The organism is Cupriavidus taiwanensis (genome assembly GCF_900249755.1).
Taxonomy (GTDB): Bacteria; Pseudomonadota; Gammaproteobacteria; order Burkholderiales; family Burkholderiaceae; genus Cupriavidus; species Cupriavidus taiwanensis_D.
Map to the genome: position 1 here is coordinate 821,136 of NZ_LT976854.1, position 21,077 is coordinate 842,212.

17 protein-coding genes and 2 pseudogenes are annotated in these 21,077 nt (G+C 64.8%); 7 read left to right on the forward strand and 12 right to left on the reverse strand.

The features are described 5' to 3' along the window. Nucleotides 1-205 precede the first annotated feature (205 nt). From CBM2594_RS19530 to CBM2594_RS19545, 4 genes are all read left to right on the forward strand, one after another. On the forward strand, nucleotides 206-3,391 hold the full coding sequence (locus CBM2594_RS19530; protein WP_116358458.1) for an efflux RND transporter permease subunit: 3,186 nt from the start codon (nucleotides 206-208) through the stop codon (nucleotides 3,389-3,391). Between the two features lie 94 nt (nucleotides 3,392-3,485). Then, complete coding sequence (locus CBM2594_RS19535) at nucleotides 3,486-5,009, forward strand: efflux transporter outer membrane subunit (RefSeq protein WP_116358459.1); 1,524 nt, start codon at nucleotides 3,486-3,488, stop codon at nucleotides 5,007-5,009. Between the two features lie 106 nt (nucleotides 5,010-5,115). Then, entirely contained in the window at nucleotides 5,116-5,682 is a 567-nt protein-coding gene (locus CBM2594_RS19540) for an SRPBCC family protein (RefSeq protein WP_116358460.1), read from the forward strand. 84 nt (nucleotides 5,683-5,766) lie between these two features. Next, nucleotides 5,767-6,234 (forward strand): DUF2127 domain-containing protein, encoded by a 468-nt coding sequence (locus CBM2594_RS19545; RefSeq protein ID WP_116358461.1) that lies wholly within the window; start codon nucleotides 5,767-5,769, stop codon nucleotides 6,232-6,234. On the opposite strand, the gene CBM2594_RS19550 is transcribed toward CBM2594_RS19545, so the two are convergent. Continuing rightward, complete coding sequence (locus tag CBM2594_RS19550) at nucleotides 6,186-8,018, reverse strand: ExeM/NucH family extracellular endonuclease (RefSeq protein WP_116358462.1); 1,833 nt, start codon at nucleotides 8,016-8,018, stop codon at nucleotides 6,186-6,188. The genes CBM2594_RS19545 and CBM2594_RS19550 overlap by 49 nt on opposite strands. Before the next feature lie 155 nt (nucleotides 8,019-8,173). On the opposite strand from CBM2594_RS19550, the gene CBM2594_RS19555 reads away from it, so the two are divergent. Both CBM2594_RS19555 and CBM2594_RS19560 read left to right on the forward strand, forming a co-directional pair. Further along, nucleotides 8,174-8,464, forward strand: a complete 291-nt coding sequence (locus CBM2594_RS19555) for an antibiotic biosynthesis monooxygenase family protein (protein ID WP_116310641.1) — start codon at nucleotides 8,174-8,176, stop codon at nucleotides 8,462-8,464. Between the two features lie 9 nt (nucleotides 8,465-8,473). Then, on the forward strand, nucleotides 8,474-9,112 hold the full coding sequence (locus CBM2594_RS19560) for a CDP-alcohol phosphatidyltransferase family protein (protein WP_116358463.1): 639 nt from the start codon (nucleotides 8,474-8,476) through the stop codon (nucleotides 9,110-9,112). Nucleotides 9,113-9,192: 80 nt separating this feature from the next. Here CBM2594_RS19560 and CBM2594_RS19565 read toward each other — a convergent pair whose 3' ends face one another. Next, nucleotides 9,193-10,497 carry an MFS transporter gene (locus CBM2594_RS19565; protein ID WP_116358464.1) on the reverse strand — a complete coding sequence of 435 codons (1,305 nt, stop codon included), beginning with the start codon at nucleotides 10,495-10,497 and terminating at the stop codon, nucleotides 9,193-9,195. A 108-nt stretch (nucleotides 10,498-10,605) separates the two neighbouring features. Continuing rightward, nucleotides 10,606-11,199: a TetR/AcrR family transcriptional regulator gene (locus tag CBM2594_RS27220; protein ID WP_116358465.1), complete on the reverse strand. Its 594-nt coding sequence runs from the start codon at nucleotides 11,197-11,199 to the stop codon at nucleotides 10,606-10,608. A gap of 277 nt (nucleotides 11,200-11,476) precedes the next feature. Here CBM2594_RS27220 and CBM2594_RS19575 point away from each other — a divergent pair, with 277 nt between their 5' ends. Beyond that, entirely contained in the window at nucleotides 11,477-12,817 is a 1,341-nt protein-coding gene (locus CBM2594_RS19575) for an MFS transporter (protein WP_116358466.1), read from the forward strand. Nucleotides 12,818-12,840: 23 nt separating this feature from the next. Here CBM2594_RS19575 and CBM2594_RS19580 read toward each other — a convergent pair whose 3' ends face one another. The 9 genes and pseudogenes from CBM2594_RS19580 to CBM2594_RS19615 form a co-directional block, all read right to left on the reverse strand. Beyond that, nucleotides 12,841-14,679: a bifunctional metallophosphatase/5'-nucleotidase gene (locus CBM2594_RS19580; RefSeq protein WP_232346681.1), complete on the reverse strand. Its 1,839-nt coding sequence runs from the start codon at nucleotides 14,677-14,679 to the stop codon at nucleotides 12,841-12,843. Nucleotides 14,680-15,302: 623 nt separating this feature from the next. Next, nucleotides 15,303-16,169 (reverse strand): hypothetical protein, encoded by an 867-nt coding sequence (locus CBM2594_RS19585; protein ID WP_116358467.1) that lies wholly within the window; start codon nucleotides 16,167-16,169, stop codon nucleotides 15,303-15,305. A gap of 134 nt (nucleotides 16,170-16,303) precedes the next feature. Beyond that, a complete protein-coding gene (locus tag CBM2594_RS27160; protein WP_116359693.1) occupies nucleotides 16,304-16,468 on the reverse strand; it encodes an Imm71 family immunity protein in 165 nt (54 codons plus the stop codon). 86 nt (nucleotides 16,469-16,554) lie between these two features. After that, nucleotides 16,555-17,646: an Imm71 family immunity protein gene (locus tag CBM2594_RS19595; RefSeq protein WP_116358468.1), complete on the reverse strand. Its 1,092-nt coding sequence runs from the start codon at nucleotides 17,644-17,646 to the stop codon at nucleotides 16,555-16,557. Nucleotides 17,647-17,701: 55 nt separating this feature from the next. After that, nucleotides 17,702-18,877: pseudogene (locus CBM2594_RS19600) on the reverse strand (type VI secretion system Vgr family protein); the annotation flags it as partial. Nucleotides 18,878-18,891: 14 nt separating this feature from the next. Next, on the reverse strand, nucleotides 18,892-19,431 hold the full coding sequence (locus CBM2594_RS26870) for an Imm72 family immunity protein (RefSeq protein WP_232346682.1): 540 nt from the start codon (nucleotides 19,429-19,431) through the stop codon (nucleotides 18,892-18,894). A gap of 149 nt (nucleotides 19,432-19,580) precedes the next feature. Next, nucleotides 19,581-19,973, reverse strand: a pseudogene (locus CBM2594_RS26875) (Imm71 family immunity protein); the annotation flags it as partial. Between the two features lie 135 nt (nucleotides 19,974-20,108). After that, the gene (locus CBM2594_RS19610) at nucleotides 20,109-20,546 is read right to left on the reverse strand and encodes a hypothetical protein (protein WP_116358469.1); all 438 of its coding nucleotides are present in this window, start codon (nucleotides 20,544-20,546) and stop codon (nucleotides 20,109-20,111) included. Next, nucleotides 20,543-21,067 carry a hypothetical protein gene (locus CBM2594_RS19615; protein WP_232346683.1) on the reverse strand — a complete coding sequence of 175 codons (525 nt, stop codon included), beginning with the start codon at nucleotides 21,065-21,067 and terminating at the stop codon, nucleotides 20,543-20,545. Before CBM2594_RS19615 ends, CBM2594_RS19610 begins: the two co-directional genes overlap by 4 nt. Nucleotides 21,068-21,077 lie beyond the last annotated feature (10 nt).

Sequence of the window (21,077 nt, forward strand, 5' to 3'; positions counted from 1 at the left end):
TTGTGGTTCCTTGTTAGACCACCCCTCACCCCGGCCCTCTCCCCATGAGGGGAGAGGGAGAACACCTTGCTCAGGCTAGTTCGGGCGGCTTTGGCGCATCCAAAACCGTCGGCCTTGCCAGCGCCCTGGTTTGTATTGCTCCCCCAGCAGCAGATGGTGCCCGTCACAAGCGGGCCGCCAGGGGAGCGCTTTAGCAGAGACCAACATGAATCTCTCAAAATTCTTTATCGACCGCCCCATCTTCGCCGGGGTGCTGTCGGTGCTGATCTTCCTGATCGGCGCCATCTCGATGTTCAAGCTGCCGATCTCGGAGTATCCGGAAGTGGTGCCGCCGTCGGTGGTGGTGCGCGCGCAGTATCCGGGCGCCAACCCCAAGGTGATCGCCGAAACCGTGGCCTCGCCGCTGGAAGAGCAGATCAACGGCGTCGAAGACATGCTGTACATGTCGTCGCAGTCCAACAGCGACGGCCTGCTCACGCTGACCGTGACCTTCAAGCTGGGCACCGACCCCGACAAGGCGCAGCAGCTGGTGCAGAACCGCGTCTCGCAGGCCGAGCCGCGGCTGCCGGAAGACGTGCGCCGGCTTGGCATCACCACGGTCAAGAGCTCGCCGGACCTGACCATGGTGGTCCACCTGGTCTCGCCCAACGACCGCTATGACATGACCTACCTGCGCAACTACGCGGTGATCAACGTCAAGGACCGGCTGGCGCGCCTGCAGGGCGTGGGCCAGGTGCAGCTGTTCGGCTCGGGCGACTACGCCATGCGCGTGTGGCTCAACCCGGAAAAGATGGCAGAGCGCCAGCTGGCCACCGGCGACGTGATCAAGGCCATCCGCGAGCAGAACGTGCAGGTGGCGGCCGGCGTGATCGGCCAGTCGCCGTCGCTGCCGGGGGCGGACCTGCAGTTGTCGGTCAATGCGCAGGGCCGCCTGAGCACGGTGGAAGAGTTCGGCGATATCGTCGTGCGCACTTCCGCCGACGGCGCCGTGACCTACCTGAAGGACGTCGCCCGCATCGAGCTGGGCGCGTCGGAATACGCGCTGCGCTCGCTGCTGGACAACAAGCCCGCGGTGGCCATCCCCATCTTCCAGGCGCCGGGCTCGAACGCCATCCAGATCTCGGATGACGTGCGCAAGACCATGGAAGAGCTGAAGGAGAACTTCCCCGACGGCATCGACTACAGCATCGTCTATGACCCCACGCAGTTCGTGCGCCACTCGATCGAGGCGGTGACGCACACGCTGTTCGAGGCGATTGCGCTGGTGGTGCTGGTGGTGATCCTGTTCCTGCAGACCTGGCGCGCGTCGATCATCCCGCTGCTGGCGGTGCCGGTGTCGATCGTCGGGACTTTCGGGCTGATGCACCTGTTCGGCTTCTCGATCAATGCGCTGTCGCTGTTCGGGCTGGTGCTGGCGATCGGCATCGTGGTCGATGATGCGATCGTGGTGGTGGAGAACGTCGAGCGCAATATCGAAGAGGGGCTGACGCCGAAGGAGGCCACCTACAAGGCCATGCGCGAGGTCAGCGGCCCCATCATCGCCATCGCGCTGACGCTGATCGCCGTGTTCGTGCCGCTGGCCTTCATGACCGGCCTGACCGGGCAGTTCTACAAGCAGTTCGCGCTGACCATTTCTATCTCGACCATCATCTCGGCGTTCAACTCGCTGACGTTGTCGCCGGCGCTGTCGGCGCTGCTGCTCAAGAGCCACGACGCGCCCAAGGACTGGCTGTCGCGCTGGATGGACCGCGTCTTCGGCGGCTTCTTCAAGCGCTTCAACAAGTTCTTCGGCCGCAGCGCCGAGAGCTATGGCCGCGGCGTGAAGGGTGTGATCCGCCGCAAGGGCTCGGTGTTCGGCGTCTACGCGGTGATGCTGGTGCTGACCTGGGGCGTGTTCCAGCTGGTGCCCAAGGGCTTCGTGCCGGCGCAGGACAAGCAGTACCTGGTGGGCTTTGCCAAGCTGCCCGACGGCGCCACGCTGGACCGCACCGAGGACGTGATCCGCAAGATGAGCGACATCGCGCTCAAGCATCCGGGCGTGGAGTCGGCGGTGGCCTTCCCGGGCCTGTCGATCAACGGCTTCACCAACAGCCCGAGCGCCGGCATCGTGTTCGCCACGCTCAAGCCGTTCGAGGAGCGCAAGAGCGCCGAGCTGGGCGGCGCGGCGATCGCGGCCGAGCTGAACCAGAAGTACGCGGCGATCCAGGATGCCTTCATCGCGGTGTTCCCGCCGCCGCCCGTGCAGGGCCTGGGCACCATCGGCGGCTTCAAGCTGATGATCGAGGACCGTGCCGCGCTGGGCTATGACGCGCTGTTCGAGGCCACCAACGCGTTCGCCAACAAGGCGCGCGCCACGCCCGAGCTGACCGGCATCTTCAGCAACTACCAGGTCAACGTGCCGCAGCTCGACGTCAAGCTGGACCGCGTCAAGGCCAAGCAGCTGGGCGTGCCGGTGACGGACGTGTTCGACACGCTGCAGACCTACCTGGGCTCGGCCTATGTCAACGACTTCAACAAGTTCGGCCGGACCTACCAGGTCAAGGTGCAGGCAGACGCGCCGTTCCGCGCCCATGCCGAGGACATCCTGCAGCTGAAGACGCGCAACGCCGCCGGCGACATGGTGCCGTTGTCGTCGCTGGTGCAGGTCAAGCAGGGCTTTGGCCCGGACAGCGTGGTGCGCTACAACGGCTTCACCGCCGCCGACATGAACGGCGGGCCCGCGCCCGGGTTCTCGTCGGGGCAGGCGCAGGCCGCCGCCGAGCGCATCGCCGCGGAAACGCTGCCCAAGGGCATCAAGTTCGAATGGACCGAGCTGACTTACCAGGACATCCTGGCCGGCAACGCCGGGATCTGGATCTTCCCGCTGTGTGTACTGCTGGTGTTCCTGGTGCTGGCTGCCCAGTACGAAAGCCTGACGCTGCCGCTGGCGGTGATCCTGATCGTGCCGATGAGCCTGCTCGCGGCAATGACCGGGGTGTGGCTGACGCAGGGCGACAACAACATCTTCACGCAGATCGGTTTCATCGTGCTGGTGGGTTTGTCAGCGAAGAACGCGATCCTGATCGTTGAGTTCGCGCGCGAGCTGGAGCATCACGGCCGCACCGTGGTGCAGGCCGCGATCGAAGCCAGCCGGCTGCGCCTGCGCCCGATCCTGATGACGTCGTTCGCGTTCATCATGGGCGTGGTGCCGCTGGTGATTTCCACCGGCGCCGGCGCCGAGATGCGCCATGCGATGGGCGTGGCGGTGTTCGCGGGCATGCTTGGCGTGACCTTCTTCGGGCTGTTCCTGACGCCGGTGTTTTATGTAGCGCTGCGGCTGCTGGCGACGCGCGGGCAGCGCCGGGCGCAGCCGGCGCAGGTTGAGCACCAGGCCGTGGCATCGGCCGAGTAACGCATGTTTGCTCCCCTCTCCCGCAGGCGGGAGAGGGGAGCTACCTCGGCGGGCTTAACACCGTCGGAGCACAGAACAGTCAAGGAATGCACAAATGATTGCCCAGATGACAAGGCAGTTTCCACGAATCGCCACGCTTGCCGCTGCACTGATCCTCGCCGGCTGCTCGCTCGCGCCGACCTACAAGGTGCCCGAGACCGCCACCGTGCCGGCCTTCAAGGAAGCCGAGGCCGCCCGGGCCGAAGGCGCGCAATGGAAGACCGCGACGCCGGCCGAGGGCCAGCATCGCGGCGAGTGGTGGAAGATCTTCGGCGACGCCGAGCTGGACCGCCTGATCGCGGCGGCCGGGGAATCCAACCAGGATCTCGCCATCGCCGCGGCTCGGCTGAAGCAGGCGCGCGCCTTCACCGGCGCAACCGAGGCGGATCTCTACCCGCAACTGAGCGTGGGGCTGGACCCGACCCGCTCGCAGCCGTCGGCGGCCTCGCAGGGCCTGCCTGACGGCACCCGCGTGCCGCCGCAGACGGTGCTGAAGGCGCGCGCCTTCGCCAGCTATGAGCTGGACCTGTTCGGCCGCGTCGCGTCCAGCGTCAACGCCGCCCGCGCCGAAGGCGAGGCCGCGGAAGACCTGTACCGCTCGGTGCAACTGGCGCTGCAGGCCGACGTGGCGCAGGCGTATTTCGCGCTGCGCACGCTCGACAGCGAGCGCGACCTGCTCAACGCCACCATCAAGCTGCGCGAGGACGCGCTGTCGCTGCTGAAGAAGCGCTATGACGCCGGCGAGACCACCGACCTCGATCCCGCCCGCGCCGAGGCCGAACTCGGCACCGCGCGCGCGGACCTGGCCGGCATCGAGCGCCGGCGCGCCAACCAGGAGCATGCGCTGGCGGTGCTGACCGGCGTGCCGCCGGCGGCGTTCTCGCTGCCGGCGCGGCCGTTCGATGCCGCGCCGATCGCCGTGCCCGCGGGGCTGCCGTCCGAACTGCTGGAGCGGCGCCCTGACATCGCCGCGGCGGAGCGCCAGATGGCGGCGGCCAACGCGCGCATCGGCGTGGCCAAGGCGGCGTTCTTCCCGCGCATCACGCTGACCGGGTTGTTCGGCTTTGAATCGGCGGAGCTGTCGAACCTGTTCAAGTGGTCCTCGCGCACCTGGATGCTGGGGCCGCTGATCGGGTCCAGCATCGCGCAGACCGTGTTCGACGGCGGCCGCAACAGCGCCAACCTGGCCGGCGCGCGCGCCGCGCACGAGGAAACCGTGGCGAGCTACCGGCAGACCGTGCTGGTGGCCTTCCGCGAGGTGGAAGACAGCCTGGCGGATGTGCGCTGGCTCAGCCAGCAGGCCGGCGCGCTGGACAGCGCACTCGGCGGCGCCAGGCGTGCGGCGCGCATCTCGCGCAGCCGCTACGACGCGGGCGCGGTCGACTACCTGACGGTGATCGACGCCGACCGCACCGTGCTGCAGTCGCAGCGCGAGGCCAACCAGGTGGCCGGCCTGCGCGCGGCCGCAACGGTATCGCTGGTGCGCCGGCTGGGCGGGGGCTGGGGCCCGCTGCCGGCCACCGTGGCCACGGGGCCGGCGCCAGCGGCCGATGGCGCCGCCGCGCCGGTGGCGCGCTAAGCCACGCACGGGACTGGCGCGATGCTTCGCAATCACTACACTGTAAGCATCGCGCCACGCGTATGGGATGCACGGGTGCGCCCCGGTTGCGTCCTGTCCCGCCGCCATGCTTGTCCGATACAGGAAACTGCTCTGGGGATTCCTCTTCGCCGCGCTCACCGTGGGCGCGCTGCTGGCGCCGCTGCCGGGGCTGGACCGCACCGCCATCCATGACGAGGTGGTGATCGCGCGCCCGCCGGCACAGGTGTTCGACTTCGTGGCCACGCCGCGCCACTGGCCCGCGTGGCATCCGGCGTCGCTCGCGGTGGCGGGCGCGACCGACCATCCGCTGGAGCGCGGCGAGCGCGTTGCCGAAACCTTCATGCTGGCCCGGCGCGGCGGCGTGGTGGTCTGGACCGTGATCGAAAGCCAGCCGCCGCGCACGTGGTCGATCGAGGGCGTGGCCGCGGGCCACCGCGTCGGCACCATCACCTACCGGCTGACGCCCGCGATGTCGCCGTCGCTGACGCCGTCGGCCGAACGCACGCGCTTCGAGCGGGAGTTCCGCTACCGCTCGCCGACGCTGCTGTTCGCGCTGATCAACTGGCTGACGCTGCGCGACCAGCTGCAGACCGAGTCCACCGAAGCCGTGCGCCGGCTCAAGTCGCTGCTGGAGGCGCAGCCTGCGCCATAGCGCCATCCCCATCCGGTCCCGATCCCAGTCCCGATATTGCACAATACCGGCTTTGCATGGCGTGCATCGACCGGAGGAAACCGCATGGCAAAGCAGGGCGCACTGGGCCTCAGGGGCATTGCGCTGTTCGAGGCCGCCAAGGGCGTGCTGGTGATCGTCGCCGGCCTCGGGCTGGCCGCACTGCTGCATCGCGATGCCCAGGCATTGGCCGAAGCCATCATCCAGCGGCTGCATGTGAATCCGGCCAGCCGCTATCCCACCATTTTCCTGTCGCTGCTCGAGCATCCCGACAATGCGCGGCTGTGGGCTATTGGCGCATCCGCCGCGGTCTATGCGCTGATGCGCTTTGCCGAGGCCTACGGGCTGTGGCGCGGGCTGGCCTGGGGCAACTGGATCGGGGTGTGGTCGGGCGGCATCTATATCCCGCTGGAACTGTACGAAGCGCTGGTCCACCCCAGCTGGCTGCATGGCGCGCTGGCCGCGGCCAACCTGCTGGTGGTGCTCTACCTGGCGCGCGGGCTGCTGGCGAAGTCGACCACCAAGGGGTCGTGATCGGAGGAGCGGTAGGGGCCGGGCGCATGGAACGCCGGCGCCGCGCCGGACCCTGGAGCCGGGGCATAGGCGAAGGCCGCGGGCTCGTCGGCGTTGATATGCCAGGCATGCACCGCAACCACGTGGGCCGCGGCGGTGGCGTCGGCCAGCACGTGGTCCAGATAACCCGCCTGTGCCGCATAGACGTAGCTGTAGGCGTGCGGGCCGGCAAAACGCGCGACCTGGTCGGCGTAGCCGCGCCGCGCCAGCAGGCGTATCGGGTCCTCCATCGCGTAGCTGTTCAGGTCGCCGGTCACCAGCACGCCCGCGTCGGCGACGCCGGTGGGCGCGGTGCCGAGCCAGCGGGCGAGGGTGTCGGCGGCCTGCACGCGCGCGGTATTCCAGCAGCCCTGGCCGTCGCGCTGGTCGGCCTGCGCGCCGGCGGCCTCGACGCAGTTCTTCGACTTGAAATGGTTGACCACCACCGTCACCGGCGCGCCGCCAGCCGTGGCACGGAAGGTGGCGGCGAGCGGCTGGCGGCTGCGCTCGCCCAGCCAGGTGGTGGCCACCCGCCCAACCGGCAGCGCGGTGCGCGCGTTGTACAGCAGCCCGACCGCGATGGCATCGGCGCCGAGCGCGGGCGTGCCGGGATCGGCCACGCGCCAGTCCCGCCCCAGTGCCGTGGCCAGTTGGCGGATCGCGCCGGTGGGGCCGTAGCCGTTGTTCTGGACCTCCATCACACCGATCACGTCGGCGTCCAGGCCGCGCAGCGCGGCGATCAGCTTGGCCTGCTGCCGTGCCAGCGCCGCCGCGTCCTGCGCGCCGCGGTTGCCGGGCACATCGAGGCCGCCGCCCTGGCCGTCGCCGTTGAAATAGTTCTGCAGGTTGAAGGCCGCGACCCGCAGCGCGGTGTCGGGATGCCGCGGCGGCGCCGCGGGACGCGGGTTGGCGTGCTGATAGACCGGTTCGCCCGCATCGCGCACCGGCTGCAGCCGCCACTGTCCGTGGCGTTGCTCCAGCACGCCCTGCAGGCCGGTGACGGTATCGCCGGCGCGCAGCGGATGGTCCGCTGACAGGCGCGGGGGCGGGTAGGGCACCATGGCGGGAAACTGGCGCGTCGAGCCATCGTCGAGCAGCAAGCGGTTGCGGGCATTGGCCGCAGCGGCTTGCCGCGCGGCCGGCCCGGGCAGGGCCTGCTGCGTGGGCGCGATGGGGCGCCCGTGGCTCAACACCACCGTGCCATAGCGGCCAAGCTCATGCGTATCGGTGACGGTCAGCGTTTGCGGCAGGCGCACCAGCATGCCTTCGATCGCTGCCAGGTCCGCCTCGCTGGCAAGCGGCAGCGTCAGCGCCTGCGGCGTGACGGACTGCCCCTGCGCACAGACGACCGGCGCGCCGGACAGCACCAGCTGCGTTTGTCCGAATTTTTCCTCGATCTTTCCGGACACGCGCACCATGTCGCCGGCCCTGGCGCGGGCGCGCGGCGCATAGACAAAGAGTCCTTCCGACAGACCCGGCCGATGCACGCGCTGCGCGTCCGCGGTTTGCAGGAAGAACCCGCGCAGGCCGCCGTCACCGCCGAAATCCGCCGTGACGATGGCCTGCACTTCAACCATGCGCCCCGCCAGCGGCGAGGCCTGGCCGGGGGCGCGGACATCGGCAAGCGCGGTCGCCGGGCTGCCGCATGGCTGCGTCGCAGCATGCGCGCCGCGCGCCAGGGCCAGCAGGCAGGCCAGGGGCAAGGCTAGAGGCAGGACCAGCAGCGCATTCAGGACATGGCTGCGATCAGGCAGGGTCAGGCGCATGGCGGTTTCGGCAGGTGGTGGCAAGGTGGACGATGCTAACCCCCGCGTGTAACGGAATGCTTGCCGCGGGCATGTGACGCCGCGATCGTGCTAAGGTAGTAGAGACCCGCCGGTACCCGACCGGCGCCGGCATCCACTTCATCGCCTACACCGACATGATCAAGGAAATCGCGCAAATCACCATCAAGCCCGGCATGGACAAGCAGTTCGAGCATGGCGTGAGCCAGGCCACGCCGCTGTTCCTGCGCTCGCACGGCTGCCACGGGGTGCAGTTGTTCCGCTCGATCGAGCAGCCGGACCAGTACACGCTGGTGGTGGACTGGGAAACCGTGGACGACCACATGGTCCTGTTCCGCGAGTCGCCCGAGTTCCAGCAATGGCGCGGCCTGGTTGCCGAGACCTTTGCCGCGCCGCCCAGCGTGCACCACGTGTCCAAGGTCCTGTAAGCCCGCGCCATGAACACCCGGCCCGAACGCCCCCGCCATTTCTCGATGCTGCGTGAACTGCAGCTGGCCGATGTCTTCACGCTCGGCAACGCGGCCTGCGGCATGGGCTCGGTGTTCTTCGCGATGTTTTTCGTCGCCGACCAGGAGCTGTCGCATTTCTATACCGCCGCGGCGCTGGCGCCGCTGGCCTTTATCTTCGACGTGCTCGACGGCCGCATCGCGCGCTGGCGCCACGCGCATTCCGCGCTGGGGCGCGAGCTGGACTCGCTGGCCGACGTGATCTCGTTCGGCGTCGGCCCCGCCACGCTGGCCTTCGCCGCCGGCATGCGCGGCGGCTGGGACCTGGCGGTGCTGATCTACTTTGTCTGCTGCGGCGTCAGCCGGCTGGCGCGCTTCAACGTCACCGCCGAATCGCTGGCGGCCGGCAGCGACAGCGGCAAGGTGGCCTACTTCGAAGGCACGCCCATTCCCACCAGCGTGCTGCTGACCGCCGTGCTGGCGTGGTGCGCCTGGCAGGGCCGGCTGGGTGGCGAACTGCCCGGTGGTGCATGGGTGCTTGGCCTCGCGGTGCTGCATCCGCTGGTGCTGCTGTTCGCGCTGTCCGGCACGCTGATGGTCAGCAAGACGCTGCGCATCCCCAAATTCTGAGCGTGCGGCGCGCATGGCGCCGGGCGCTTCCTCTGTCTCGCCCTCTCTCCAGCTCCGGCGCAATCAACCCCACGTGCAGCTTATGCGCGTGCGGCCCCGGTAGCCGCCCCTGCAGGCTGGCGGCTGACCATCAGCGCCATCAGCGCCGCCACCAGGCAGGCCGCGCCCGCCGCGTAGAGCGCCGGCGTATAGGTCAGCAGCAGCGTACGGCTCAGCCCCGCGCCGAACGCCGCCACCGCCGCGCCGATCTGGTGCGCCGCGAAGATCCAGCCGAATACCATCGGCGCGCGCTCGCGTCCGAAAGCCGTGGCCGCCAGCTTGACCGTCGGCGGCACGGTGGCGATCCAGTCGAGGCCGTAGAACATCGCAAAGATCGACAACCCGTACAGCGTGAAGGTGGAATGCGGCAGCCAGAACAGCGACAGGCCGCGCAGCGCGTAGTACCAGAACAGCAGCTTGCGGCTGTCATAGCGGTCGGACAGCCAGCCCGACAGGATGGTGCCGACAAAATCGAACGCGCCCATCATGGCCAGCGCCGAGGCCGCGGGCACGGGGCCCATGCCGAAGTCCCCGCACAGTGCGATGAAGTGGGTCTGGATCAGGCCGTTGGTGCTCAGGCCGCAGATGAAGAAGGTGCCGGCCAGCACCCAGAAGGTTTGGGTACGGGCCGCGTCGCGCAGTACACGGAACGGGCCGCTCAGCGTGAACGGCGTAGCAGCCTGCGGTGCGGGTGGCACGGCCCCGGTCGCCGGCACTTCGCCGAACGCGGCCAGGCCGACATCGGCGGGGCGGCTGCGCATCAGCCCGAACACCAGCAATGCCAGCACCGCGCACGCCGCCAGCACCGGCAGCACGGCCACGCGCCAGCCCATCTGCTCGATCAGCCAGGCCGCCACCGGCAGGAACGCCAGCTGCCCGGTAGCGGCGCTTGCCGTCAGGATGCCGATCACCAGGCCGCGCCGTGCGCTGAACCAGCGGTTGGCGACCACGGCAGCCAGCACCAGCGCCGTCAGCCCCGAGCCGACGCCCAGCATCAGACCCCAGGCCACAAAGAGTTGCCACAACTCGGTCGACACGGTGGCCAGCGCCATGCCGCCCGCAATGAGCGCCAGCGCCGCGCAGACCACGTTGCGCACGCCGAAGCGATCCATCAGCAGCGCCGAGAACGGTGCCATCAGCCCGAACAGGGCAAAGCGGAATGCCAGGATCGATGAGATCTGGTCGGTGTTCCAGCCCATCTCCGTGGTCAGCGGCTTCAGGAAGGCGCCGGGCAGGCCCAGCGCTGCCGAGGTGGTGAGCATCACCAGGAAGGTCAGGGCGGCGATCAGCCAGGCGTAGTGGATGCCGCGCCGGTCGAGCCGGCTGGAAAGGGCTTGCGCGAACATGGGGCTCTCGAGGTCTGGATGCGTGTGCGGGGGAAATGGGCAAAGGATGGACAACCCGGCCGCGCGCGGCGGCGGGATGTCGATCAGGCTTCGGGGAAAAGCTCGGGACTAGCCGGTGCTGCCCAGCAGGTGGGCGCGTGCCGCATCCAGTATTTCGTCGGAGAGCGGATCGCCTTCCGTGGCGCGCGCCAGCGTGAGGGCGCCGACCAGCGTGGCCATGCGCACCAGCGCCTGCTGGTGGCGTTGCTGCGGATCGTCGGACGCCACGGTCCGCGCCATGTCATCGATCATCGTTCGCAGGCCGTCCGCATACGCCTGGCGCACCGGTTTGCCAGCGGGCTCGCGGGCGACGTCCACGGCCAGCGCGGCGGCCGCGCAGCCGACGCCGGGGTTGGCGCAATGCGCGGCGGTCAGGTAGGGCTCGACCAGGTTGGCGAGCATGGCGCTGCGGTCGTCGCCGGCACGCGCGAGACGGCGCTCCCAGCGCGCGGTCGACTCCTCGAACGCGCGCTTGCAAGCCTGCGCCGCCAGCGCGTCCTTCGAAGCAAAATGGCCGTAGAAGCCGCCATGGGTCAGGCCGGCGCCGGCCATCAGCTCCGCCACGCTGACCCCGTTGAGGCCACGCTCGCGGAACAGCCGCGACGCCGCTTGTTCGATCGCCTCGCGGTTCTTGTCGGTTTGCTCGCGTGATGCACGTGCCATCTGTAGACCTCGCTTGGGTTGGGCTTTCGCAAAGCTTAGATGATGCGCATCATTTATTCAATAGATGTTGAGCATCATCTAATCTGTCTCCCGCAGGGTTAATGTGCATACATATGAATGCATCTTCAGCAAGGTGAAGGGTTTTCCCGTATCGTCTTGCCTGATGATCGCCCCGGCCCGCGTGCGCCCCTTGCACCGTGGAACCCGGCCAGGGCGGCAACCGGTAAAGACAGTGTCCAGCACAGCCCCTCTCCAGACCGCCGCCACGGCGGACGCCATGACCTCGCGCGAGCGCCGCGGCATGGCAGCCATCCTCATTGCCGTCGCCCTGGCGACCCTTGACACCGCCATTGCCAATACGGCGTTGCCGTCGATCGCGGCGGACCTGCGCGCCACCCCGGCGGCGTCGGTGTGGGTCATCAACGCCTACCAGCTGGCCATGGTGGCGACCCTGCTGCCGTTCGCGGCGCTGGGCGGCGTGGTGGGCCACCGCCGCATCTACCTGGGCGGCGTGCTGCTGTTCACGGCCGCGTCGGTGGTGTGCGCGCTGGCGTGGTCGCTGCCGACGCTGGCGGCGGCGCGGGTGCTGCAGGGCATCGGCGCGGCGGCCATCATGAGCGTCAATACGGCGCTGATCAGCGCCATCTTTCCCACGCACCGGCTCGGGCGCGGGCTGGGGCTGAATGCGCTGGTGGTCGGCGTGTCGTTCGCGGTCGGGCCGACGGTAGCGTCGGTGATCCTGTCCTTCGGCACGTGGCCGTGGCTGTTTGCCGTCAACCTGCCGATCGGCCTGCTGGCGCTGGCGATCGGGCGCGGTGCCCTGCCGGACACGGCGCGCAGCACGCACGGTTTCGATCGTGTTGCCGCGCTGCTCAGCGTGGTTGCCTTCGCCGCGCTGATCCTTGCGCTGGGCGAGGGCGCACAGCGCGCGCCGCTGCACTTGTCGCTGGCCGCGGCCGCTATCTTCGTGGTGGCGTTCGGGCTGCTGCTGTGGCGCGAGCGCGGCCATCCGGCGCCGATGCTGCCGGTGGACCTGTTCCGGCGGCCGATGTTCGCGTTGTCGACGCTGACCGCGGTGTGCTCGTTCGCGGCGCAGGGCCTGGCCTTCGTGTCGCTGCCGTTCTACTTCCAGCACGTGCTGGGGCGAGGGCAGGTGGAAACCGGCTTCCTGCTGACGCCATGGTCGGTGGTGGTGGCGCTGATCGGGCCGCTGGCCGGGCGCCTGTCTGACCGCTACCCGCCGGCCGTGCTCGGCGGCGTGGGGCTGGCCGTGCTCAGTGCCGGCATGCTGTCGCTGGCGCTGCTGCCGGCCAATCCCAGTACGTTTGATATCGGCATCCGCATGTGCCTGTGCGGGGCGGGGTTCGGCTTCTTCCAGTCGCCCAATCTCAAGGCCCTGATGACCAGCGCGCCGCGCGAGCGCAGCGGCGGCGCCAGCGGCGTGGTGGCCACGGCCCGGCTGCTGGGGCAGGCCACGGGAGCGGCGCTGGTGGCGTTGTGCTTCGGCATCGCCGGCGACCACGGACCGGGTCTGGCGCTGGCGCTGGGCGCGGCATTTGCCGGCGCCGGTGCCGTGGCCAGCTGGATGCGGCTGGCCACCGCGGCGCCCAGGCCGTAGCAATCCGGGCGCTGCCCGCTCTCTCAGTTCAGGCGCGTGATCCGGTTTGCCGCGCCCGGACTGAGCGGGGATTTCGCCCTGAAATAGTTTTCGAAGACATCAATATCGACCGGCCCCGCCTGCTGGTTCGTGCCCTGCTTCAGCACCGTGAAGTTATCGCCGCCGGAGGCCATGAAGTTGTTCACCGTGACGCGGTAACTCTTGGCCGGATCGATCGCGACGCCGTTGAGCCTGAGCGATGCCGGGTCGACGCGATTGCCCTGTCCCGCGGCGGCGCCTGCCGGCTTGCTGGCATCCCAGGTATAGGCGAAGCCGCTGGAGACCTGCAGCACACGCCCGCCCGCAGGTTGCGGCGCCTCCCATTGCTGTTCCAGCAGGCGCAGGATCTGCGCGCCGGTCAGGTTCATCGTCACCATGCTGTTGCCGAACGGCATCACGCCATAGAGCTGCCCGAACGTGGTCTGGCCATTGGTGGCGGCGTCGTACGCCAGGTTCTGGCGCAGCCCGCCGGGATTGGTGAAGGCGATCACCGCCGGTCCGAACGAAGCATCCGACGTGCCGGCCAGGTAGGCATCCGCGACAAGGTCGCCGAGCGCAGATTCACCGGCGGCAGTCTGGGTGCGATCGATGCTGGCGGTGATGGCGCCGACCACTGCGTTCTTGATCGGCGCGGTCAGTTCCACGTAGCGGCTGACCATCGCGTCGACCGCGCTATCCTTCGCCAGTGCCGTATAGCCCGCAGGCAGCGCAATCGGATTGCCGTTGCCGTCCTTGATCACCAGATCATTGACCGCGACGCGGTTGTTCGCCACCTTGGACGAGACCTTGCGTGTCGCCGGATCGATGGTGATATCGATTTCCGAAGCCAGTCGCCCGTAGAAGCCCGACTGCGTCAGCAGCTTGCCGTCCGGCCGGGTGCAAACGTATTCCTGGTGGGTGTGGCCGCTGATCACGATATCCACGGCGGGGTCCAGCTTGTCGACGACAGACACAATGGCGCCGTTCAGCCCCGGGCAGCTCTTGTCGTTCACGGTGCTGGCCGTGGTCGAACCGCCTTCATGGAGCAGCACCACGATCGCATTGACGTTCTGCTGCCTCAGTTCCGGAATCAGCCTGTTGACCGTGTCGGCCTCGGCCTCGAAGCTCAGGCCGGCCGTACCCGCGGGCGTGACCACCGACGGCGTGTCCTTCAGCGTCATGCCGATAAAGGCGACCTTGGCCCAGTCAAAGGTCTTGATCCGGTACGCCGGCAACAGCGGCTTGCCGGTCGCCTGGTCGATGACATTGGCCGCCAGGTACTGGAACTTCGCCCCGGCATACGCGCCGTTGCTCATGCACGTGTCCACGCCGACAACGCCGCGCCGGCCGTCGGCAGAGCGGGGAAAGCAGCCGCCATGCTGCAGCCGCAGCAACTCATCGCGACCCTTGTCGAACTCATGGTTGCCCACCGACGAAAGCTCCAGGCCCATCTGGCCCAGCACATCGATGGCCGGCTCTTCATGGAACGCCCCGGAAACCAGCGGCGAAGCACCGACCATGTCGCCGGCCGCCACCACCACGTTATTCGGATTCTTCGCCTTCAGCGTCTGGATCAACGAGGCCAGGTACGCGGCACCCCCCGCCGAAACCCGGGTGCCAGCCGGGTTGGCGGCATCCTGCACCACCACGCTGCCGCCCGGCGCTTCAAGATTGCCGTGGAAATCATTGAGGCCGATGATCTTGACCGAAACCGGCGCGTCCGCGGCGGGCGCCGGGCTGCCCGGCGCCGAATCGCCACCGTCATTCCCCGAGCCGCAAGCGGCAACGATCCCGGCAAGAGCGAGCGCACCCAGGCTCGCGACGACATACCGTTTGCTTGTCATGTGGACATCCTTGGGAAGCGGCGGCAGGCGCCCACTCTATGGGCGCATCGTGACTGCTTCATGACGCGGGGGTGTCATGTCATGGCGCTAGCCTAGAGCGCCAACAATCCATGCACCGAATGCCAATGCATCCTAATCTAATCGCCTGCGCGCTGGCCGGTTGCGCGAGCATGGCCCTGGCGGCCACCACCGAACTACCGCCTGCCGTCGCGCAGGCTAGCCGGCATGCCATGGTGGCTTGCCAGGAATTCATGCATGACGATGCCGATGAATACCGCTCTTGCATCGACGCCGTGGCACGGGAGATTCCGCGGGGGCGCAAGGACACGGCGGCGCGGTTGCTTGGGCATTACTACTATGCGTGGGTTGGGGCCAATAGTGCGGCGCGGCTGTCGTTGCCGGGGGCTGAGGCGGTGGCTGGGGTTTATCTCGGGGAGTTTCGGGCTTGGCAGCGGAAGCTGGGGGTGGGGGATGAGACGCTGTGCACGGCGGTGGAGGGGGATTGTGGGCAGCGGGTGGGGACCATTAAGCAGGTTGAAGCGGAGATACGGACAAGGAACCGGGCCCGTAGGGAAGCAGGAGCTTTGAACTGAGACTCAAGAAAACCTGGATGCTTCTAGCGGTTACACCTCTGGCGATGCTTGCACAAAGGACCAAGTAGTATCGACCGACTCTGTCACCGGCGAGCCCTTTGCGATGGCCTCGTACTCCGCAGCCATCTCGTCGTCAAATCCGTCAAAAGGATTCGATAATTCAAGTCCCACAATCCGATAGGCGGGCTGCATGGGCCGGCCTTGAATGCAGAAAGCCAGGCTGAAGTCATTGGCACCTTCAAGCCATTGAACCGGCACCCAGACACCCGTACGCGGACAGGGCTTGCCCGGCAGAGCGCAAAGGTCGGCATCGATGGTATGCCGCGGATATGCCGACGGTGGAGAGACGATGTGGTATTCCCTGGCGAACCTGATGGCATCGGCCATGTCGCCAGCATGGCTGTCATCTCGTTCCAGATATATGCGATCGTTGCCAATTGACGCACGACTTAGCCAATGTCCGCCTTTGGTCTCGTTGTTCTTCAGCGTTGTCTGGGCGGAGTCGCAGGCATAGCTCAACCGTTGAAATGCCCGATCCCACTGTTGGCGCTGCTCATCCCTCATCCAGCCAAGGGGCTGCTCGACGAGTCCGCGATAGTCTGTCCAGGGCGTATTGAGGAAGTCGATCATAGGCATGTAGTCACCGCTGTGCTTGATGAACTCGATGCCGCGACGGATGTTGTGCGCATGTGTCAGGTAGCGAGATACCCAGTAATCGAGGCGCGCCTGCCCGTGGATTCCGTGTCCAGTGAGGAACGCGTTATACAGGTCCGCGAATTCTTCACATAGGCGGGCGCACTGAACGTAGTAAGAAACTGACGTTGTCTGGTATAGGAACCAGGCATCTTGATCAAGGTTGCGGGCAACGTCGTAAGGTTTCAGCTTTGTTTTTTGCATCGAATGTGTGCCGTCACGGGAGAGGCCTGTGAAATGCCGTCTTCGCTAAGGGTGACTAGCACCAGCGGGCGGGTCCACTTGCCTGCACGAATTGCATCGTTCGTCCCTTGATTGAAGCCGAGTTTACTGGCCAATTACCTGCAGTTTTCGACAGCGAACGTCCAGTTCTCGTAGTATCCAAGAATTTGTTTCCATGCTGTGTGCGAACTGATTCGCTTGAACCAATAAAAAATTCTTCTCCGTTCCGCGTCGTTAGGACGAGAAGTTTTTTGGTATGGCTTGGCCTTATATTCACGAATAGTATTTTATACCTGGCTGCTGGGTCAGGTTACCTGGTTTCAGTCCGCATACAATGTTCCCTTGATTCGACCTCAATCTGACACAATTACGCCTTTGCGAATAGCCAGCGTGTAGGTCTTCCTTCGTGCATTGGTAGCGGCGCTCCCGCTTCCATCATAATGCTAATTCGCAAATCATGCTCAGCCAGCCATTTGCCGGATTTTGGTGCCGGCTGCCCTGTTTCGGCCCAGATAAGAGGATCGGATATGTCGATGGCCTTTTTTTGATCGAGCCATGTAGGGGTATCTGGCTTAAGAAATATATAGTTTTTCTCTTCATTGGGCACAGTACCATCTTCATAGCGGTTGTCACGCCAGAGCAGGCGCCAAATCGTATTCACTTCTGGATTGTCGTCTTTCGTTTCCAGCGTTGCCTTAGGAGCAATAGAGTCGCCGTGCAGATAGTTCATGCACCCCGTGATTGCGAGAGGCCCGTTAACGGTTTCGCTCCTACGAAAAAGGCTCAGCAATTGAGGTTTCCGTGCTTCGACTGGCTCCCAGATTCCCGAATGTGGCACCGGCTTACCAGTTGCCACCGAAATTGGTTCCTTTGGATCCGGAATTTCAGGTAAAAATCTTGGAAAATGCCTTGTCGGTAGATTTTGCTGTAGCCAGATACCGTACACAGTATATGCAGCGTCATCGAGATTGGGGCTTTCGAGAACATCCGGGGCACATTCTCCCCATGCATCGGTAAGTTCGGTTAGGGTATTGTGAAACACCGTCCATCCCGGCGTATTACCCTCGTCAATAGGTGGATGTTCACCCCAATCGATGCGCATCAGGTAATTCACCCAATGTGAGAGAGGTTGGTTGGCCATTGCGAATTCGCCATTGGCATCGTATTTGAAAACTCGCTTTTCGCCGCGCTTTAGTCGCAATATGGCCTCTTCGCAGTGAGCAAAGCCGTGGAGAATCCGCAGGTAGTGTGATTCGGATACTCTTGTGGAATTTTCCACTCCCACCTTGCTAGCTAAGCGCCGGCAGTTCTCCGCTGCATTACACCAGGCACGGTAAAAGGAGTAAATCCGATTCCATGCAGTATAGGAACTGGCCTGCTTGAGCCAATAGAATATTTGCCTGCGCTCATGGTCCGAAGGCAGCATCACCGATGCATTAAGATTGTTGTAGCTACTCATTGGCTTATCGCGATTTCTCGATTTTCCTTCGTTGCCCGCTCACGTGCTCCCAGTCGCGGACGATGGCCCAGGCGTCGGTGCGCAGTTCGGCGCCGGTGCCGCGCCAGGCGCCGCGTTCGCCGCTGTTGGGGGCCTGGGCGATCACGTAGCCAAGGTTGAGCTGGGTGTCGGCGGCCGAGCTGGCCAGGCGCATGCGCGGCTGGCCGGTGTTGTCGTCGACCACCCACTGGTTGTAGCCGCCGTCGCTGAAGTTGTGCGAATGCCAGCCGGACAGCGCGGTGTTCAGCGGAGCCTCGGTGGCGGGCCAGGGCAGGGCGTCCTGTTCGTTGTGCAGTTGCGCCACCACCATCGGGCGGTCGATGTCGCCGTCGAGGTAGGTCAGCATGACCTCGGTGCCGGCGCGGGGCAGGTGATGCGCGCCCCAGTTGGGGCCGGCTGCGGCGGTGGCCACGCGCACCCAGGCGGTGACCTGGGTCAGGTCGTCTTGGGCCGGGTCCGCAGCGGTGTCGGCGCTGGGGTCGGCCATCGGCGCGCGCAGCCAGGGCAGGCGCACGCGTACGCGGTGGTCGCGCTCGGTGCTCAGCGGGGCGCCGCCTTCGGCGATGACGATGGCGGGCTGGCCTTCCGGTGCGGTGGGCTTGGGCGTGTACGCCGGCACGATCGGGGCGTTGGCGCGCACGGCTTCGAAGCGGTTGCGGTAGCTGCCGGCCTCGATGTCGGGCAGGCCCAGCAGCAGCGCGACTTCGGCGCCCAGGTTGTTGGCCGCTTCGTGGCACACGGCCAGCGTGACGAACTCGTTCGCTGCGGTGTCGAAGTGCCCGGTCAGCGTGAAGCGTTCGCCGGCTCCCAGGGCGCGCACGCTGCCTTCGCCCTCGTAGCGCAGATAGCGGCCTTCATGCGCTTGCGCGCGCAACTGCGCGGCGCGGCGGGCGGCGTCGGCGTCCGGGTAGCGGTAGGTGCCGCGCGTTTCGAAGGATTCCAGCGTTGGCCATTCGCCCAGGCTCTCGCTGCCGGCGTCGGCGCCGGTGGCGGCCAGGGACTTGTAGTCCCATGAGGCGACGGTGACGGCGTTGGTGCCCGCGGCTGCCTGCAGCCACCAATGGTCGATGGCGTCTTCGCGCTCGGTGGCGTCGCTGCGGTGGAAGCGGATGTTGGGCTGCGCGCAGGCGGGGCGTTCGACCTGGTTGTCGAAGATCACCAGGCAATGGCGGGACTGGGCCTTGTCGTCCTGAATCAATGAAGCGTCTAATCAGAGGCAAAAACCCAACGGGTCGATTGGCCTCGATGCGTAGGCAGCTTTTCGCCGGCTTGCACGGCGATGCTAGCGGAGAGGTCATCTTCTGGAAGCCAACGTCCTGCTTTTGGGGCGGGTTGGCCCGTTTCGAACCAAATCATAGTGCTATCCGTTCCGTTTATTGCGGAAGGAGCGTCTGTAGCTCCATTTGGCTTCTGGAAGACATACTCGTCTTCCTCCGCAGGGATGGAACCATCTTCATATCGCGTATCCTCCCATAGTAGGCGCCACGTCACGGGTTTCGAAAAACTCTCATTCTCATCTTCATACCTAACCGCTGGTGCTGGGGATCCTGCGTGCAAGTAGTTCATGCATCCGACGATCAGGAATGGCCCTTTTGGCTCTTCTTTTTTCTTAAATAGCGAAAGCATGCCTGATTTCTTAGCCTCGACAGGTTCCCATATGCCGAAGTAAGGAATGGTGTGCCCAGTTGAGACGAGCGTCGCGACTTCGGGGTCGGGTACATCGGACAGAATGCTTGGGAAATGCATACTAGCGAGTTGATCTTGCAGCCAGTCGCCAAAGCCAAACGGGGCGGCGTCATCAAGCCACTCGCTTTCAAGTATGTCGGAACATTCTCCCCAAACCTGAGAGAGATCATTAAAGGCATCGAGAAATCTGATTGCTCCAGAGGAGTACTAGCTTCTTCGACTGCTGGATGTTCTCTCCACTCTATACGAACCAGGTAATTCTCCCAATATGAGCGGGGCCGATCTGCCATTGAAAACAGGCCGTTTACGTCATATTTGAAAACTCGCTTGTCACCGCGTTTAAGTCGAAGTATTGCATCCTCGAAATGTGCGAGCCCTTGCAGCGCGTCGATATAGTGAGATTCTCTGATTTGAGAGGAATGCTCTATATTTAATTTGCTGGCCAGTTGCCTGCAATTTTCGATAGCGAGCGTCCAGTTCTCGTAGTATTCAAGAATGCGTTTCCATGCTGTGTACGAACTGATTCGCTTGAGCCAATGGAAGAGCGTTCGCCGCTCGTTGGCGTTCGGAAGAGGGATGCTGCTGCGCTGGACCGGTCTCATGGTGCCCCAGTGAGAGCCATGCAAAATTAGAGCTGTTGACCTATCGTTCGACGCAGAACCCTGCTGTAATCTGGAAAGGGTTAGGACGTCGTCATCGCTGATGGCCGCGCAGGACTGCACAACGTGTGATTTGGGTCATTCGCTATATTCCCTAAGCAAATCCCGTATTTCTTCTTTGGAAATTTGACCGGAGCCAAGGATTGCAGATAGATCGTCCTTCGATAGAGGGTAGGTTGCGAGCAACTTTCGAAGGCTGTCCTTATCAAACGGAATTGCAGTCAAAGGATCAAGCCAGAATTTCTCGGTAGATTCGCGTGGTTCCAATTTGACGCCCTCGACATTTATATAAACCATATATCTGACGAAGCCTTCTGGGAAGGCTTGATCATAATATAGCGAAGTTCCTTTAGGTAAAATCGTGGCAGGGGAGTTCGCAGTTCCGCCGCTTAGCATTAAGGGGAACTCTAGTTTGTGGACTTTTGGCATTTTATGTTCCTTTAATTTATATATAAAAGAAGCCCCGATGATGATTCCAAGGATCAGTGTCGCTAATGCGAAAAGTGATCGTTTCATCTGCTTTTTCCGTGTAAGCGGACTTGATTGGCTGCAATCGCTGGCTTGGTGTCGAGAAATTTCTTCAAATTGGCCGGTAGAAATATTCGTGTCGGGGTACCGCCTCCTATGGTGTTCATCGCCACACGCTCCGTCATTGTTAATACGTCTTCGGGAGCGATGAAGGTTGTGGAGCCTCTCTCATAGTTTGCAATCCCCGCGCGTATAGCGTCTAGGCTTATTGTGGTGCAGTTGTATTTAAGGGCGTGATAACTTGTTGGAAGCTGATAAACTACTATATCTGGGCGGCCCCGTTGAAGATCTGACCGTGGCTTCGCTTTATCAATAATGGTATTGAAGTACATTTCCACAGCTCTTGCCTGGTGCTCGAATACTAAATAAGTATAGTCGATAGTAGATCGTCCTAATGCGTTTTCGCCTGATATGTACTTGTCAAAGCTCTTCCATACGCGAAGAATGCCTTCACCTTCTGCGCCAAGATCACCCGTTATTCGTCCGTATCTCCCGAAGTCGTAAGTCAAGTCTGATCCT

Bases quoted from the DNA above. Each gene is read 5' to 3' on its own strand.
- CBM2594_RS19540 (WP_116358460.1), top strand. From the start codon at position 5,116: ATGCTTGTCCGATACAGGAAACTGCTCTGGGGATTCCTCTTCGCCGCG.
- CBM2594_RS19530 (WP_116358458.1), top strand. From the start codon at position 206: ATGAATCTCTCAAAATTCTTTATCGACCGCCCCATCTTCGCCGGGGTG.
- CBM2594_RS19560 (WP_116358463.1), top strand. From the start codon at position 8,474: ATGAACACCCGGCCCGAACGCCCCCGCCATTTCTCGATGCTGCGTGAA.
- CBM2594_RS19585 (WP_116358467.1), bottom strand. From the start codon at position 16,169: ATGCAAAAAACAAAGCTGAAACCTTACGACGTTGCCCGCAACCTTGAT.
- CBM2594_RS19550 (WP_116358462.1), bottom strand. From the start codon at position 8,018: ATGCGCCTGACCCTGCCTGATCGCAGCCATGTCCTGAATGCGCTGCTG.
- CBM2594_RS19610 (WP_116358469.1), bottom strand. From the start codon at position 20,546: ATGAAACGATCACTTTTCGCATTAGCGACACTGATCCTTGGAATCATC.
- CBM2594_RS19535 (WP_116358459.1), top strand. From the start codon at position 3,486: ATGATTGCCCAGATGACAAGGCAGTTTCCACGAATCGCCACGCTTGCC.
- CBM2594_RS19580 (WP_232346681.1), bottom strand. From the start codon at position 14,679: ATGACAAGCAAACGGTATGTCGTCGCGAGCCTGGGTGCGCTCGCTCTT.
- CBM2594_RS19565 (WP_116358464.1), bottom strand. From the start codon at position 10,497: ATGTTCGCGCAAGCCCTTTCCAGCCGGCTCGACCGGCGCGGCATCCAC.
- CBM2594_RS19555 (WP_116310641.1), top strand. From the start codon at position 8,174: ATGATCAAGGAAATCGCGCAAATCACCATCAAGCCCGGCATGGACAAG.
- CBM2594_RS19595 (WP_116358468.1), bottom strand. From the start codon at position 17,646: ATGAGTAGCTACAACAATCTTAATGCATCGGTGATGCTGCCTTCGGAC.
- CBM2594_RS19575 (WP_116358466.1), top strand. From the start codon at position 11,477: ATGACCTCGCGCGAGCGCCGCGGCATGGCAGCCATCCTCATTGCCGTC.
- CBM2594_RS19545 (WP_116358461.1), top strand. From the start codon at position 5,767: ATGGCAAAGCAGGGCGCACTGGGCCTCAGGGGCATTGCGCTGTTCGAG.
- CBM2594_RS26870 (WP_232346682.1), bottom strand. From the start codon at position 19,431: ATGCATTTCCCAAGCATTCTGTCCGATGTACCCGACCCCGAAGTCGCG.
- CBM2594_RS27220 (WP_116358465.1), bottom strand. From the start codon at position 11,199: ATGGCACGTGCATCACGCGAGCAAACCGACAAGAACCGCGAGGCGATC.